Consider the following 14592-nt stretch of genomic DNA (forward strand, 5'->3'; position numbering starts at 1 on the left):
TCGTAGGCCTGATAAGCGAACCGCCATCAGGCACATACTCATTCCGGGGCTTTCGCCCCGGTTTTTATTTCTGTTTGGTTAATGTGTCGTAGCTGGTCATCAGGTTACGGTAATCAGGAATGTGGTTGGAGAAGAGCGTCGCCAGCCCTTCAATGTCATTACGCCAGTCGCGGTGAAGTTCACACGCCACGCCAAACCATGTCATCAACTGCGCACCCGCTTGTGACATCCGATCCCACGCTGAATGACGGGTAATTTCATTGAATGTACCGGAAGCGTCGGTCACCACAAAAACGTCAAAACCTTCCTCAATGGCAGACAGAGCAGGGAATGCCACGCATACCTCAGTGACAACGCCCGCAATAATCAGTTGTTTTTTCCCGGTGGCTTTAACGGCGTTGACGAAGTCTTCGTTATCCCAGGCGTTGATATTACCCGGACGCGCAATGTAGGGGGCGTCAGGAAACTGTGCTTTCAGTTCGGGAACCAACGGGCCGTTTGGACCGGTTTCAAAACTGGTAGTAAGAATGGTGGGGAGATTGAAATACTTTGCTAAATCGCCCAGTGCGAGCACGTTGTTTTTAAATTTGTCAGGGTCGATATCTCTGACCAATGAAAGGAGTCCTGCCTGATGGTCCACCAAAAGCACGGCGGCATCATTTTTATCGAGACGAACATAAGGCCTGGTCATACTCTTCTCCTTTTGTATATCAGCTATGCGCTTAAGACCCTTCCGATATAGAAGCGTCACTCAAAGCATAGAACGGAAAAATAATGCTGCCGGAACTATGAGATTTTTCGACTAAACGAAACGCAACTCTGTTGCGGTAAATCAATAAAAACAGTGACCTGAACGAGCCCTGGTACTTATGAAAGTGTTTCTTAATCAAAAAATTGAATCGAAGGGAGAAAGGGGGCGCCGCGCGGCGGTTTCAGCCGATTGACAATGTTTTTGTTGGTGGCATGATGCGCGTGAAATTTGAACTTCCTCACGGTTTATACTCATGTCCACCTATACCCGGCCTGTCATGCTTTTGCTGTCTGGCCTCTTGTTGTTGACCCTGGCGATCGCAGTGTTAAATACGCTCGTTCCGTTATGGCTCGCCAGAGAGAATCTGCCCACCTGGCAGGTGGGTGTCATCAGTTCGTCCTATTTTACCGGCAACCTGGTGGGAACACTGCTGACGGGGTATTTAATTAAACGCCTTGGGTTTAACCGCAGTTACTATCTGGCGTCGCTGATTTTTGCCGCTGGCTGCGTTGGGCTCGGCGTCATGGTGGGGTTCTGGAGTTGGATGGCCTGGCGTTTCATTGCAGGCGTGGGCTGCGCGATGATTTGGGTCGTTGTTGAAAGTGCGCTGATGTGCAGCGGTACTTCGCGCAACCGTGGGCGACTGCTGGCCGCCTATATGATGGTCTATTACGTCGGGACATTCCTCGGTCAACTGCTGGTTAGTAAAGTATCGACGGAATTAATGAGCGTTCTGCCGTGGGTCACGGGAATGGTTCTGGCCGGGATTTTACCTCTTCTCTTTACACGCATCCTTAATCAGCAAGCGGAAGTACAAAATACGACGCCGATTACCGCCATGCTGAAACTGCGTCAGGCGCGGCTGGGTGTGAATGGCTGCATCATTTCAGGCATTGTTCTGGGGTCGCTGTATGGCCTGATGCCGCTGTACCTCAACCACCAGGGGATGAGTAACGCCAGTATTGGTTTCTGGATGGCGGTGCTGGTCAGCGCGGGGATACTTGGGCAATGGCCAATTGGCCGTCTGGCAGACAAATTTGGTCGCCTGCTGGTGCTGCGCGTCCAGGTGTTCGTGGTCATCCTTGGTAGCATGGCGATGTTAAGCCAGGCCGCAATGGCACCCGCGCTGTTTATCCTTGGTGCGGCGGGTTTTACGCTCTATCCGGTAGCCATGGCCTGGGCCTGCGAAAAGGTTGAGCATCACCAACTCGTCGCCATGAATCAGGCGCTGTTGCTAAGCTATACCGTCGGCAGTCTGCTGGGTCCTTCGTTCACCGCAATGTTGATGCAGAATTATTCTGATAATCTCCTTTTTATTATGATTGCCAGCGTTTCGTTTATTTATTTACTGATGTTGCTGCGCAATGCAGGGCAAACACCGGATCCGGTTGCTCATATTTAATACAGTACAAACAGTATGCAAGCCTTGGATAGTGCATACTGTTTGTGTATATATGCCAGTAAATAATTGAATTGTGATAATATATACTGCTTGTCTGCAAATAAAATGTGCAGAAGGTTAGAATTTTTCACTCCTCCAATATCCCTTTTGTCTTTTACCCCGCATAATTCTTCGCCTAATTTAATATTAATCAAAATAGCGTTTACGAAGGATTGCATTATGGCGGGTGAACAGGAGAAGCAGTTGCGGTGGTACAACATCGCACTGATGTCATTTATCACGGTCTGGGGTTTCGGCAACGTAGTGAATAACTATGCCAACCAGGGGCTGGTGGTCGTTTTTTCATGGGTCTTTATTTTTGCCCTCTACTTTATTCCCTATGCGCTGATCGTCGGTCAGTTAGGGTCGACGTTTAAAGATGGCAAGGGTGGCGTCAGTACCTGGATCAAACATACGATGGGGCCGGGGCTGGCCTATCTTGCCGCATGGACCTATTGGGTTGTCCATATTCCCTATCTGGCGCAGAAGCCGCAGGCGATTTTAATCGCGCTGGGATGGGCACTCAAAGGTGACGGCTCGCTAATCAAAGAGTATACGGTGGTGGCGCTGCAAGGACTCACCCTGGTGCTGTTTGTCTTCTTTATGTGGGTTGCGTCGCGTGGGATGAAATCCCTGAAGATTGTCGGTTCGGTTGCGGGGATCGCCATGTTCGTGATGTCGATTCTGTATGTGGTCATGGCAGTTACGGCACCGGCCATTACTGATGTTGAAATCGCGACGACAAATATCACATGGGAAACGTTTATTCCCCATTTTGATTTCACATATATTACGACGATATCCATGCTGGTATTTGCCGTTGGCGGTGCTGAAAAGATCTCTCCGTATGTGAATCAGACGCGTAATCCAGGAAGGGAATTTCCAAAGGGAATGTTGTTCCTGGCGGTTATGGTTGCCGTATGTGCCATTCTGGGATCGTTGGCGATGGGTATGATGTTTGATTCCAGGAATATTCCCGATGACTTAATGACCAACGGGCAATATTACGCCTTTCAGAAATTAGGTGAATATTACCATATGGGCAATTCCCTGATGGTTATTTACGCGATTGCCAACACATTGGGTCAGGTTGCCGCGCTGGTCTTCTCCATCGACGCCCCGCTGAAAGTTTTACTGGGTGATGCCGACAGTAAATATATTCCACAACGCCTCTGCCGGACCAACGCTTCCGGAACCCCGGTCAACGGGTATCTCCTGACGCTGGTGCTGGTGGCTATTTTGATTATGCTGCCTACGCTTGGCATCGGGGATATGAACAATTTGTACAAATGGCTGCTGAACCTTAACTCAGTCGTGATGCCGCTGCGCTATTTGTGGGTGTTTGTCGCGTTCATTGCAGTCATTCGTCTTGCGCAGAAATATAAGCCGGAATATGTGTTTATTCGAAATCGTCCGCTGGCGCTCACCGTGGGTATCTGGTGCTTTGCCTTTACCGCGTTTGCCTGTTTGACCGGTATCTTCCCGAAAATGGAGGCGTTCACGCCGGAATGGACGTTCCAGCTTACGCTGAATATCGTCACGCCGTTTGTACTGGTGGGATTAGGATTGATATTCCCGCTGCTGGCGAGAAGAGGGCGCTAAGAAGATAAGCGGTGGGTAATGAAGAGAATTACCCACCGTTAAAATTAATACATCACTTTATGACCATATTGCTCGAGAATGCCTTTCACGCGCTCCATGGTTTCTTTCTTCGGTGGTTTAACGCCGTCCAGCTTGTACTCTTCGCCCATGGCCACCCATTTGTGTTTGCCCAGCTCGTGATACGGCAGCAGTTCGATTTTTTCCACGTTGCCCATATCGCGGGTAAACTCGCCGAGGCGATGCGCGGAGTCGTCATCGTCTGACCAGCCCGGCACCACAACGTAGCGGATCCAGACGTTAATATCTTTATTGGCCAGATAACGGGCGAACTCCAGCGTGCGGTGGTTAGAAACGCCGACCAGGTTCTGGTGGATCTCATCGTTCATTTGCTTCAGGTCGAGCATCACTAGGTCGGTCACTTCCAGCAGTTCGTCAATGACCGGGTCGTAACGACGGACGAAACCGTTGGTGTCCAGGCAGGTGTGGATCCCTTCTTTTTTACAGGCGCGGAACCAGTCACGCACAAATTCTGCTTGCAGGATCGCCTCACCACCTGATGCCGTCACGCCGCCGCCAGACGCGTTCATAAAGTGGCGGTAGGTCACGACCTCTTTCATCAGTTCGTCAACGGTAACTTCTTTGCCGCCGTGCGTATCCCATGTGTCGCGGTTGTGACAGTACAGGCAGCGCATCAGGCAGCCCTGGAAAAAGGTGATAAAGCGGATACCTGGCCCATCAACGGTGCCACAGGATTCAAAGGAGTGAATGCGACCAATAACTGACATTGCGGTGTTTCTCCAGATGTGGCCCATCCGGGGCCTGTTGTATGCGCACAGCTCATGGGCTGTGTCGAGTCTGTTTTGGCAGATACCCTAAGTATAGATAGCTGACAAACCAGGCTGCGAGGGTGGGCTATTTGCTAAAAAGGCCCCACTTACGTGGAGCCTTTATTGTACGCTGTTTCAGTCAGACAAGGAATTACATGGTCTGAGTGAAGGTACGAGTAATAACGTCCTGCTGCTGTTCTTTAGTCAGGGAGTTAAAACGTACTGCGTAACCAGATACACGAATGGTCAGCTGAGGATATTTCTCAGGGTGTTCCATCGCATCCAGCAGCATTTCACGGTTCATGACGTTCACGTTCAGGTGCTGACCACCTTCAATGGACGCTTCGTGATGGAAGTAACCATCCATCAGACCCGCGAGGTTAGTTTTACGGACTTCGTCGTCTTTACCCAGCGCGTTTGGAACGATAGAGAAGGTGTAAGAGATACCATCTTTCGCGTAAGCAAACGGCAGTTTAGCCACGGAGGTCAGAGAGGCAACAGCACCTTTCTGGTCACGACCGTGCATCGGGTTAGCACCAGGTCCGAACGGCGCGCCAGCACGACGACCGTCTGGGGTGTTACCCGTTTTCTTACCATACACAACGTTAGAGGTGATGGTCAGAACAGACTGAGTCGGGATAGCGTCACGGTAGGTTTTGAGTTTCTGAATTTTCTTCATGAAACGTTCTACCAGGTCAACCGCCAGGTCATCAACACGAGCGTCGTTGTTACCAAACTGCGGATATTCGCCTTCGATTTCGAAGTCGATAGCCAGACCGTCTTCGTCACGAATCGGTTTAACTTTCGCATATTTGATTGCAGACAGGGAGTCAGCCGCAACGGACAGACCAGCGATACCACACGCCATGGTGCGGATAACGTCACGGTCGTGCAGCGCCATCAACGAAGCTTCGTAGCTGTACTTGTCGTGCATGTAGTGGATGATGTTCAGTGCGGTGACATACTGCTTAGCCAGCCAGTCCATGAAGTGATCCATACGCTCCATCACTTCGTCAAAGTTCAGAAGATCGCCTTTGATCGGCTCAGACTTAGGACCAACCTGCATTTTCAGTTTTTCATCAACGCCGCCGTTGATAGCGTACAGCATGGTTTTCGCCAGGTTTGCACGCGCACCGAAGAACTGCATTTGTTTACCAACAACCATCGGGCTTACGCAGCAAGCGATAGCGTAGTCGTCGTTGTTGAAGTCCGGACGCATCAGGTCATCGTTCTCGTATTGCAGAGAAGAGGTGTCGATGGACACTTTAGCGGCGAATTTCTTGAAGTTCAGAGGCAGTTTTTCAGACCACAGAACGGTGATGTTCGGCTCCGGAGAAGGACCCATGGTGTACAGGGTGTTCAGGAAGCGGAAGCTGTTTTTGGTTACCAGAGTACGGCCGTCAACGCCCATACCGCCGATAGATTCAGTTGCCCAGATCGGGTCACCAGAGAACAGTTCATCATATTCTGGGGTACGCAGGAAGCGAACCATACGCAGTTTCATGACCAGGTGGTCAATCATTTCCTGAGCATCTTGTTCAGTGATTTTGCCTGCTTTCAGGTCACGTTCGATGTACGCATCCAGGAAGGTGGAGACACGACCGAAGGACATTGCTGCACCGTTCTGAGACTTAACCGCAGCCAGGTAGCCGAAGTAAGTCCACTGGATAGCTTCCTGAGCGTTGGTTGCCGGACCAGAGATATCGCAGCCGTATTTAGCCGCCATCTCTTTGATCTGACCCAGAGCGCGGTGCTGTTCTGCAATTTCTTCACGCAGACGGATAGTCGCTTCCAGGTTTACGCCATTTTCCAGATCGGACTGCAGAGACACGAACTGAGCGTATTTGTCTTTCATCAGGAAGTCGATACCGTACAGCGCAACGCGACGGTAGTCACCGATGATACGACCACGGCCATACGCATCTGGCAGACCAGTCAGAACGCCAGATTTACGGCAGTTCAGAATGTCTTTGGTATAAACATCGAATACACCCTGGTTGTGGGTTTTACGATATTCGGTGAAGATTTTTTTCAGCATCGGATCCAGTTCGCGATTGTACGCTTTGCAGGAACCTTCAACCATTTTGATACCACCGAACGGAATGATTGCGCGTTTCAGTGGTGCTTCAGTCTGCAGACCAACGATTTTCTCAAGGGCTTTGTTGATGTAGCCAGCATCGTGAGAAGTGATGGTGGAAGCAACAGAGGTGTCAAAATCAACTGGCGCGTGAGTGCGGTTTTCCAGTTTAACGCCTTCCATTACGCTGTCCCACAGCTTGGTGGTCGCGTCAGTCGCGCCAGCCAGGAAGGATTCGTCACCCTCATATGGAGTGTAGTTTTTCTGAATGAAGTCACGGACGTTTACTTCATTCTGCCAGTCACCTTTGGTAAAACCTTCCCAGGCTGTGGCTAACTTTTCATTAAGCTCGGACATGTAACACCTACCTTCTTAAGTGGATTTTTTATTTACTACGTGAAACTGGCATCAAATTAATGATGATCGTTGCCACGCAGGTAAATGACCCAGTATGTCAACCCAACCAGTAAACCGCCGCCGATAATGTTGCCGATCGTAACCGGAATCAGATTATCAGTGATGAAGTTCATCACGGTCAGGTGAGAAAATTGTTCCGGTGCTGAACCTACGGCGGTCCAGAATTCCGGGGTGGCGAAATCACGGATTATGATACCCATCGGGATCATAAACATATTAGCGATACTGTGCTCAAAACCGCTGGCGACAAACATAGCTACCGGTAAAACCATGATGAAAGCTTTATCCATCAGGCTACGGCCTGAATAGCTCATCCATACGGCCAGGCAGACCATCAGGTTTGCAAGGATGCCGAGAGCGACGGCTTCAACAAAAGTATGGTGCATTTTATGGTCGGCCGTTTGCAGAACATTCATTCCCCATTGACCATTCGCAACCATGTATTCGCCAGAAAGCCACATCAAAAGCACAAAGAGCAGGCAACCTACCAGGTTACCAAAATAGACGTTGAGCCAGTTCTTCGCCAGTTGGCCCCAGGTGATACGTCCACTGGCCTTCGCGACAACAATCAGCACGGTTGAAGTGAAGAGATCGGCGCCGCAGATGACGCAAAGAATCAACCCCAGAGAGAAGCAGATACCGCCTACCAGTTTTGCCATACCAAAGGGCATCGTTCCCGTGCCGGTCGTTGCAGTGATATAGAAAACGAAAGCGATAGAAATGAACATACCGGCAGTAATTGCCAGATAGAAAGTCTTAAGCGGATGTTTCGTTGCTTTATAGACACCTGCTTCTTCGGCCACTTTGGCCATTGCAGCAGGAAGAATAAGATCAAAAGGGTTGTCAGCTTTCACACTAACTCTCTCTTTATTAAGTCGGCGACGAGATACTAACAAAGCATTATAGATGAGAAATTGATGTAGATCATATCTCGCCTGGCTTATAGGCCCGCAATACGCATGGTTTTTATGCGATAACGGCGTAATTTATTGATAATGATGATAAAAATAAATTTTAAAATTTAGCAAATGAGTTGAAAATTTTCCTTACCTGAGCGTTTGAGCGGTTAATTACTATGTAGTAATCGATAAAAGAATTAACAAATACAGATTAATTCTTGTAATAAAGGTTACCAATATTTAACCGAGTTATTACATTTATTTTTATTGATGCAAAAATAAATAAAACGGGGCACCTAAAGCGCCCCGTAATATAGCTCAGACAATTCTATAAGCCTACAATATGCAAGCTAATTGTTTTTATTTTGACCAATATGCAGCTTTCGCACGCTGAAGTTTTTCATAAGCCTTCAGCAGAGACTGATGAGAGGCGAACGCATGCAGGTCGAGGTCGACGGGTTGCAGACCATAGAACGGTGCCTCACCGCTCAATGCCGCGCTTGCCGCTTCCACCGCATCCGCGCCATACATGCGTACAAACGCATTCAGGTATTGCAGCGGTTCGCGTTCTTCTTCCTGCGACAGGAGCAGCAGCGTTTGCAGGCAACGATAATAGTTCGCACGTTCAGCGCTAAATATTGATGCATTGAACTCCATCGTCCATTCCGTCCAGATCAGCGCCTGATCCAGATCGCCGCCCGCCAGGGCCAGCATCGCTTTCAGTTCACCAATGCGCAGGGTATACCAGCCGTTATCCGTGCCGGTTGCCAGACCCAGCAATTCACGCACACGAGTGAAGTCGTCAAATCCTTCTTCATCAAGTTGCTCGATCAGATTGAGATAATCTTCTTTATCCCAGTCGCTACCAGGCAGCGCGAGCAGGGTTTCACGCAGGTGGCTACCCATGCTGTTATTTGCCAACCACAAATCTTCGGCAGGATAGATATCAGACATCCCTGGCACAATGATGCGGCAGGCGTAGACGCTGAGGTGTTCATAGTCAGCAATGTAGACTTCTTTATCTTCGGCGTTGAAGATAGCCATCAGCGTGGCAAATTCTTCTTCCGTGGTGCCTGAGAAGTTCCAGTCTGCAAAGGCGTAATCGGCATCTTGCTTGAACAGATCCCAGGAGATCAGACCGCTGGAATCAATAAAGTGGGTTTCCAGATTGGTATGTTCAGCAACTTCTTCGTCATCGAAGGTTGGTGGCGTAAAGACGTCCAGATCTTTAAGACCGCGTCCTTGCAGCAATTCGGTGACGGTACGTTCCAGCGCGACGCCAAAATCAGGATGCGCGCCGAAAGAGGCAAAGCAGGTGCCGTTAGCCGGATTGAATAACACCACGCAAATTACCGGATATTTGCCGCCCAGCGAGCCATCATAAGCAAAGATAGGGAATCCTTCCGATTCCAGCTTTGCAATGGACTCAACAACGGACGGGTAGCGTGCAAGCACCTCGGTCGGAATTTCCGGCAGGCTGATGCTCTCTGCGATAATACGGTTTTTCACGTAACGTTCGAACACTTCAGACAGCCCCTGAACGCGTGCTTCATTGCGCGTGTTACCGGCGGACATGCCGTTAGAGACGTACAGGTTGCCGATAATATTCATGGGAATATAAACGGTCTGGTTATCCGACTGACGGGTAAACGGCAGGCCACAAACGCCGCGCTCTTCATTGCCGGACTGGAGATCAATCAACATGCTGCCCGTCAGTTCGTTTTCCGGGTCGTAGAAAGCGCGCAGGCGCGCATCCAGCAGACCTTCAGGCACATCGTCACTGTCGTTCAGCGGGAACCATTTCTCGTTCGGGTAGTGGACGAACGGACCATTGGCGATGGTTTCGCCCAACCAGAAATCGGCGAAGAAGTAGTTGGTCGACAAACGCTCAAAATATTCGCCGAGCGCAGAGGCCAGCGCGGCTTTTTTAGTTGCGCCTTTGCCGTTGGTGAAACACAGCGCGCACTCTTTATCGCGAATATGCACGGACCAGACGTTTGGCACTGGGTTCAGCCAGGAGGCTTCCTCAATCTGAAAACCAAGGTCGAGCAGTTTTTGCTGGAAGCGAGCGATGGAGTCTTCCAGTGCGGCGTCTTTGCCGGGAATAAATGTTTGCGTCATGAAAATCACTTTTGTCGTACGGAAAGCGCGCAATGATACGGGTTTTATGTGACTGACGCTATCGCCGCTACCGACGCGGCGTAAATAAAAGTTTTGGCTATGCTTTTAAACAGTGAAACTGGTTAAGAGCATAAAAATGAAAGCATTTGATTTACAACGGATGGCACTCGATAAAGTCCCTATGGAGTTTCTGGCGGAAGTCGCCGTGCGCAGTCTTTACACCTTCATATTGGTTTTTCTGTTTCTGAAAATTACCGGCAGACGCGGTGTGCGCCAGATGTCGTTGTTTGAGGTACTCATTATCCTGACGCTGGGCTCTGCCGCTGGTGATGTCGCCTTTTATGACGACGTTCCACTGTTGCCTGTGCTGGTGGTGTTTATCACCCTCGCGATGCTGTATCGGCTGGTGATGTGGCTCATGTCGCGCAGCGAAACGCTGGAGGATCTGTTTGAAGGCAAACCCGTCGTCATCATTGAAGATGGTGAACTGGCGTGGTCAAAACTCAACAGCGCCAACATGACTGAATTTGAGTTCTTTATGGAGCTTCGGCTCAGCGGCGTCGAACAGCTTGGCCAGGTCCGCCTGGCGATTCTCGAAACCAACGGGCAAATAAGCGTGTATTTCTTTGAGGATAAGGATGTGAAACCTGGACTGAACATTCTGCCGGCATATTGTACCCAGCGCTTTAAGGTGATGCCGGAACCGGGAGATTATGCCTGCGTGCGGTGTAGCGATGTAGTGACACTGGGCGCCGGTGAAAGCCTGATTTGTCCGCGCTGTAAAAATTCAGAATGGTCGAAGGCCAGTCGGGCGAAACGGATCGTCTGACAGCAATAAATGTCGGAACAGGGCGGTCAACACCATAGAATCTGTTGTGTGAGCGACCGCTCATTTTTACCCCAACCCGTTTTACCCATTGCGGCGCGTGTCACTGAATGATAAAACCGATATTCACAGGAATAACGTATACCTAATGTCTGTTGTTGCGTGCTGCGCAAACGATAAGATGTTAAGGGAATAATAACGCAGCGTGGTGAGGGGAAATGGCTCAGGTCTTTAATTTTAGTTCAGGTCCGGCAATGTTACCGGCAGACGTACTTAAACTGGCTCAAAAGGATCTTCGTGACTGGAACGGTCTTGGTACCTCCGTCATGGAAGTGAGCCATCGCGGTAAAGAATTCATCCAGGTCGCAGAGGAAGCGGAGCAGGATTTTCGCGATCTCCTCAGCATCCCCTCCAACTACAAAGTCTTGTTCTGTCACGGCGGTGGCCGTGGTCAGTTTTCCGCTATTCCGCTCAATATCCTGGGTGACAAAACCACTGCTGACTATGTTGACGCAGGTTACTGGGCAGCCAGCGCGGTTAAAGAAGCGAAGAAATACTGCACCCCAAATGTGATCGATGCCAAAGTCACCGTTGACGGACTGCGTGGCGTTAAGCCAATGAGCGAGTGGCAGTTGTCGGACAACGCGGCCTATATGCACTACTGCCCGAATGAAACCATTGACGGCATCGCAATTAGTGAAACGCCGAATTTTGGTTCCGATGTCGTCGTCACGGCGGACTTCTCCTCAACCATTTTATCGGCACCGTTGGATGTTTCCCGCTACGGTATTATTTACGCTGGCGCGCAGAAAAATATTGGCCCGGCCGGGTTGACCATTGTCATTGTGCGTGAAGACTTGCTGGGGAAAGCAAACGTCGCGTGCCCGTCGATCCTCGATTACACCATCCTCGACAGTAACGATTCGATGTTTAACACGCCGCCTACCTTTGCCTGGTATCTCTCTGGTCTCGTGTTTAAGTGGCTGAAAGAGCAGGGTGGCGTTGCAGCAATGAATCAAATCAATCAGCAAAAATCAGAACTGCTGTATAGCGTGATTGATAACAGTGATTTCTACCGTAACGATGTGGCGAAAGCGAACCGTTCGCGGATGAACGTACCGTTCCAGTTGGCTGACAGCGCGCTGGATAAACTCTTCCTGGAGGAGTCCTTTGCCGCAGGTTTACATGCCCTGAAAGGTCACCGCGTCGTGGGTGGAATGCGCGCCTCTATTTATAACGCGATGCCGCTGGAAGGCGTCCAGACGCTGGCTGATTTCATGATCGATTTCGAACGCCGTCGCGGTTAATCTGCTTTTTATATTCATCCCCACAGCGTTGTCTGTGGGGTTTTTATTTCTGCTTTTGAGAGTTAAGTTTCATGGAATCCCTGACGTTACAACCCATTGCGCGGGTCGATGGCACTATTAATCTGCCAGGCTCAAAGAGTGTCTCCAATCGCGCACTGCTACTGGCTGCATTAGCGCATGGCACCACGGTGCTCACTAACCTGCTGGACAGCGATGACGTTCGTCATATGCTCAATGCCCTGAGCACGTTAGGGATCGATTACACCCTTTCTGCGGACCGCACCCGATGCGAGATCGTGGGCAACGGCGGCGTTCTGCACAGTGAAGGCGCGTTAGAATTGTTTCTGGGGAATGCCGGAACCGCGATGCGCCCGCTGGCCGCTGCGCTGTGTCTTGGTACTAACGATATCGTGCTAACCGGTGAACCGCGAATGAAAGAGCGCCCGATTGGCCATCTGGTGGATGCTTTGCGTCAGGGCGGGGCACAAATCGAGTATCTGGAAACGGAAAACTACCCACCGCTTCGTTTGCGTGGTGGTTTTAGCGGCGGTCAGGTTGAGGTGGACGGCAGCGTCTCCAGTCAATTCCTCACCGCGCTGCTGATGGCCGCGCCGTTGGCCCCGCAGGACACTGTCATCAGCATTAAAGGTGACCTGGTGTCGAAACCGTATATCGATATCACCCTCAATTTGATGAACACCTTTGGGGTTGAAATTGAAAACCAGAACTACCAGCGTTTTCTGGTCAAAGGTCGCCAGCAGTACCTGTCACCGGGTGTTTACCTGGTGGAAGGCGATGCTTCCTCGGCATCCTATTTCCTTGCCGCCGGGGCCATTAAAGGCGGTACAGTGAAAGTCACCGGCATTGGTCGCCACAGCATGCAGGGTGATATTCGTTTTGCCGATGTACTGGAAAAAATGGGCGCGACCGTTACCTGGGGCGACGATTTTATCGCCTGCACGCGTGGTGAACTCAACGCTATCGATATGGATATGAACCATATTCCCGATGCGGCGATGACCATTGCCACAGCGGCGCTGTTTGCCAAAGGCACGACCACGCTGCGGAATATCTATAACTGGCGGGTTAAAGAAACCGATCGCCTGTTTGCGATGGCGACGGAGTTACGTAAGGTTGGCGCTGAAGTGGAAGAGGGACATGATTTTATTCGCATCACGCCGCCAGCACAGTTAAACTTTGCCGAAATTGGCACTTATAACGATCACCGCATGGCGATGTGTTTCTCGCTGGTGGCACTGTCCGCCACGCCTGTGACGATTCTCGACCCGAAATGTACGGCGAAAACGTTCCCGGATTATTTCGAACAATTGGCGCGTATTAGCACCCCAGCCTGATTTCTCCAGTGCGCCAGTCAACCGACTGGCGCACACATGTCCGAATCCGTACTTTTTTCTTATTACAACGAATGCTAATTTTCCGCTGATTTAACCCTTTGATTTATAAAATTTTATTATGGTTATCAACGGAAGATTAATATGAGAAATAAATCAGTGCTGCTGGCCCTCGCGATTTCTGCAACGCTGCTGGCAGGTTGCAAAAATGGTGTAAATGGCGATCTACTGGCCAGTTCCGGTATGGCTGCCTATAAAGCCGCTACCCTTTCTGATGCCGATGTCAAATCGCTGTCTGACAACTCCTGTAAACAGATGGACAGTGAAAATAAACTGGCGACATCAAAAAGCAAATATACCAAACGCCTGAATAAAATTGCCAAAGCGCTGGGTAATAATATCGACGGCACGCCGGTGAACTATAAGGTTTATATGACCAGCGATATTAACGCCTGGGCAATGGCCAATGGCTGCGTGCGCGTCTATTCCGGTCTGATGGACCTGATGACAGATAACGAAATTGAAGGTGTATTGGGTCACGAACTGGGGCACGTATCTCTGGGTCATTCGCGTAAGGCGATGCAAACGGCGTATGCGACGCTCGCGGCGCGTGACGCTATCTCCGCAACAAGCGGCGTGGCATCTCAGCTTTCTCAGTCGCAACTGGGCGATCTGGCGGAAGGGGTGATCAACTCTTCTTTCTCCCGCAGTCAGGAATCTGATGCCGATGATTTCTCCTACGACCTGCTGAAAAAACGCGGAATTAATACCCAGGGCCTGGTCAGCGCGTTTGATAAGTTCGCTACCATGGATGCCGGTCACGCTAAATCGCTGATGGACTCACACCCTACATCCTCCGACCGCGCCCAGCATATGCGCGATCGTATCGCCGCGGATAAAAAGTAAAACATTGTCATCTTCCGGGCTGGTTTTCCCCCAGCCCGCTATAATTGCGCAATTATTCTTCATCTG

Annotated in this window: 11 protein-coding genes; 6 read left to right on the top strand and 5 right to left on the bottom strand. The window is 50.3% G+C overall.

Translation table 11 applies throughout. The features are described 5' to 3' along the window. Positions 1-64: 64 nt before the first annotated feature. A complete protein-coding gene (gene ycaC, locus HVY19_RS07690) occupies positions 65-691 on the bottom strand; it encodes an isochorismate family cysteine hydrolase YcaC (RefSeq protein WP_181683740.1) in 627 nt (208 codons plus the stop codon). Between the two features lie 313 nt (positions 692-1004). Between ycaC and HVY19_RS07695 the strand changes: the two genes are divergently transcribed. Then, the gene (locus HVY19_RS07695) at positions 1005-2153 is read left to right on the top strand and encodes an MFS transporter (RefSeq protein ID WP_181683741.1); all 1149 of its coding nucleotides are present in this window, start codon (positions 1005-1007) and stop codon (positions 2151-2153) included. A gap of 219 nt (positions 2154-2372) precedes the next feature. Continuing rightward, positions 2373-3794 (top strand): amino acid permease, encoded by a 1422-nt coding sequence (locus HVY19_RS07700; RefSeq protein WP_181683742.1) that lies wholly within the window; start codon positions 2373-2375, stop codon positions 3792-3794. A 44-nt stretch (positions 3795-3838) separates the two neighbouring features. Here HVY19_RS07700 and pflA read toward each other — a convergent pair whose 3' ends face one another. From pflA to ycaO, 4 genes are all read right to left on the bottom strand, one after another. Further along, a complete protein-coding gene (gene pflA, locus HVY19_RS07705; protein ID WP_181683743.1) occupies positions 3839-4579 on the bottom strand; it encodes a pyruvate formate lyase 1-activating protein in 741 nt (246 codons plus the stop codon). 193 nt (positions 4580-4772) lie between these two features. Then, the gene (gene pflB / locus HVY19_RS07710) at positions 4773-7055 is read right to left on the bottom strand and encodes a formate C-acetyltransferase (protein ID WP_181683744.1); all 2283 of its coding nucleotides are present in this window, start codon (positions 7053-7055) and stop codon (positions 4773-4775) included. A gap of 56 nt (positions 7056-7111) precedes the next feature. Next, a complete protein-coding gene (focA, locus tag HVY19_RS07715; protein WP_181683745.1) occupies positions 7112-7969 on the bottom strand; it encodes a formate transporter FocA in 858 nt (285 codons plus the stop codon). Between the two features lie 405 nt (positions 7970-8374). Next, positions 8375-10135, bottom strand: coding sequence for a 30S ribosomal protein S12 methylthiotransferase accessory factor YcaO (ycaO, locus tag HVY19_RS07720; RefSeq protein WP_181683746.1), 1761 nt, complete (start codon positions 10133-10135; stop codon positions 8375-8377). Positions 10136-10271: 136 nt separating this feature from the next. Between ycaO and HVY19_RS07725 the strand changes: the two genes are divergently transcribed. From HVY19_RS07725 to HVY19_RS07740, 4 genes are all read left to right on the top strand, one after another. Continuing rightward, complete coding sequence (locus HVY19_RS07725; RefSeq protein WP_181683747.1) at positions 10272-10964, top strand: DUF421 domain-containing protein; 693 nt, start codon at positions 10272-10274, stop codon at positions 10962-10964. Positions 10965-11179: 215 nt separating this feature from the next. Further along, complete coding sequence (gene serC, locus HVY19_RS07730; RefSeq protein ID WP_181683748.1) at positions 11180-12268, top strand: 3-phosphoserine/phosphohydroxythreonine transaminase; 1089 nt, start codon at positions 11180-11182, stop codon at positions 12266-12268. Positions 12269-12339: 71 nt separating this feature from the next. Further along, positions 12340-13623, top strand: a complete 1284-nt coding sequence (aroA, locus tag HVY19_RS07735; protein WP_181683749.1) for a 3-phosphoshikimate 1-carboxyvinyltransferase — start codon at positions 12340-12342, stop codon at positions 13621-13623. Between the two features lie 141 nt (positions 13624-13764). Further along, positions 13765-14526 (top strand): M48 family metallopeptidase, encoded by a 762-nt coding sequence (locus tag HVY19_RS07740; protein ID WP_181683750.1) that lies wholly within the window; start codon positions 13765-13767, stop codon positions 14524-14526. Positions 14527-14592 lie beyond the last annotated feature (66 nt).

Origin of the sequence: Citrobacter sp. RHB25-C09 (genome assembly GCF_013836145.1) — a bacterium.
Lineage (GTDB): Bacteria > Pseudomonadota > Gammaproteobacteria > Enterobacterales > Enterobacteriaceae > Citrobacter_A.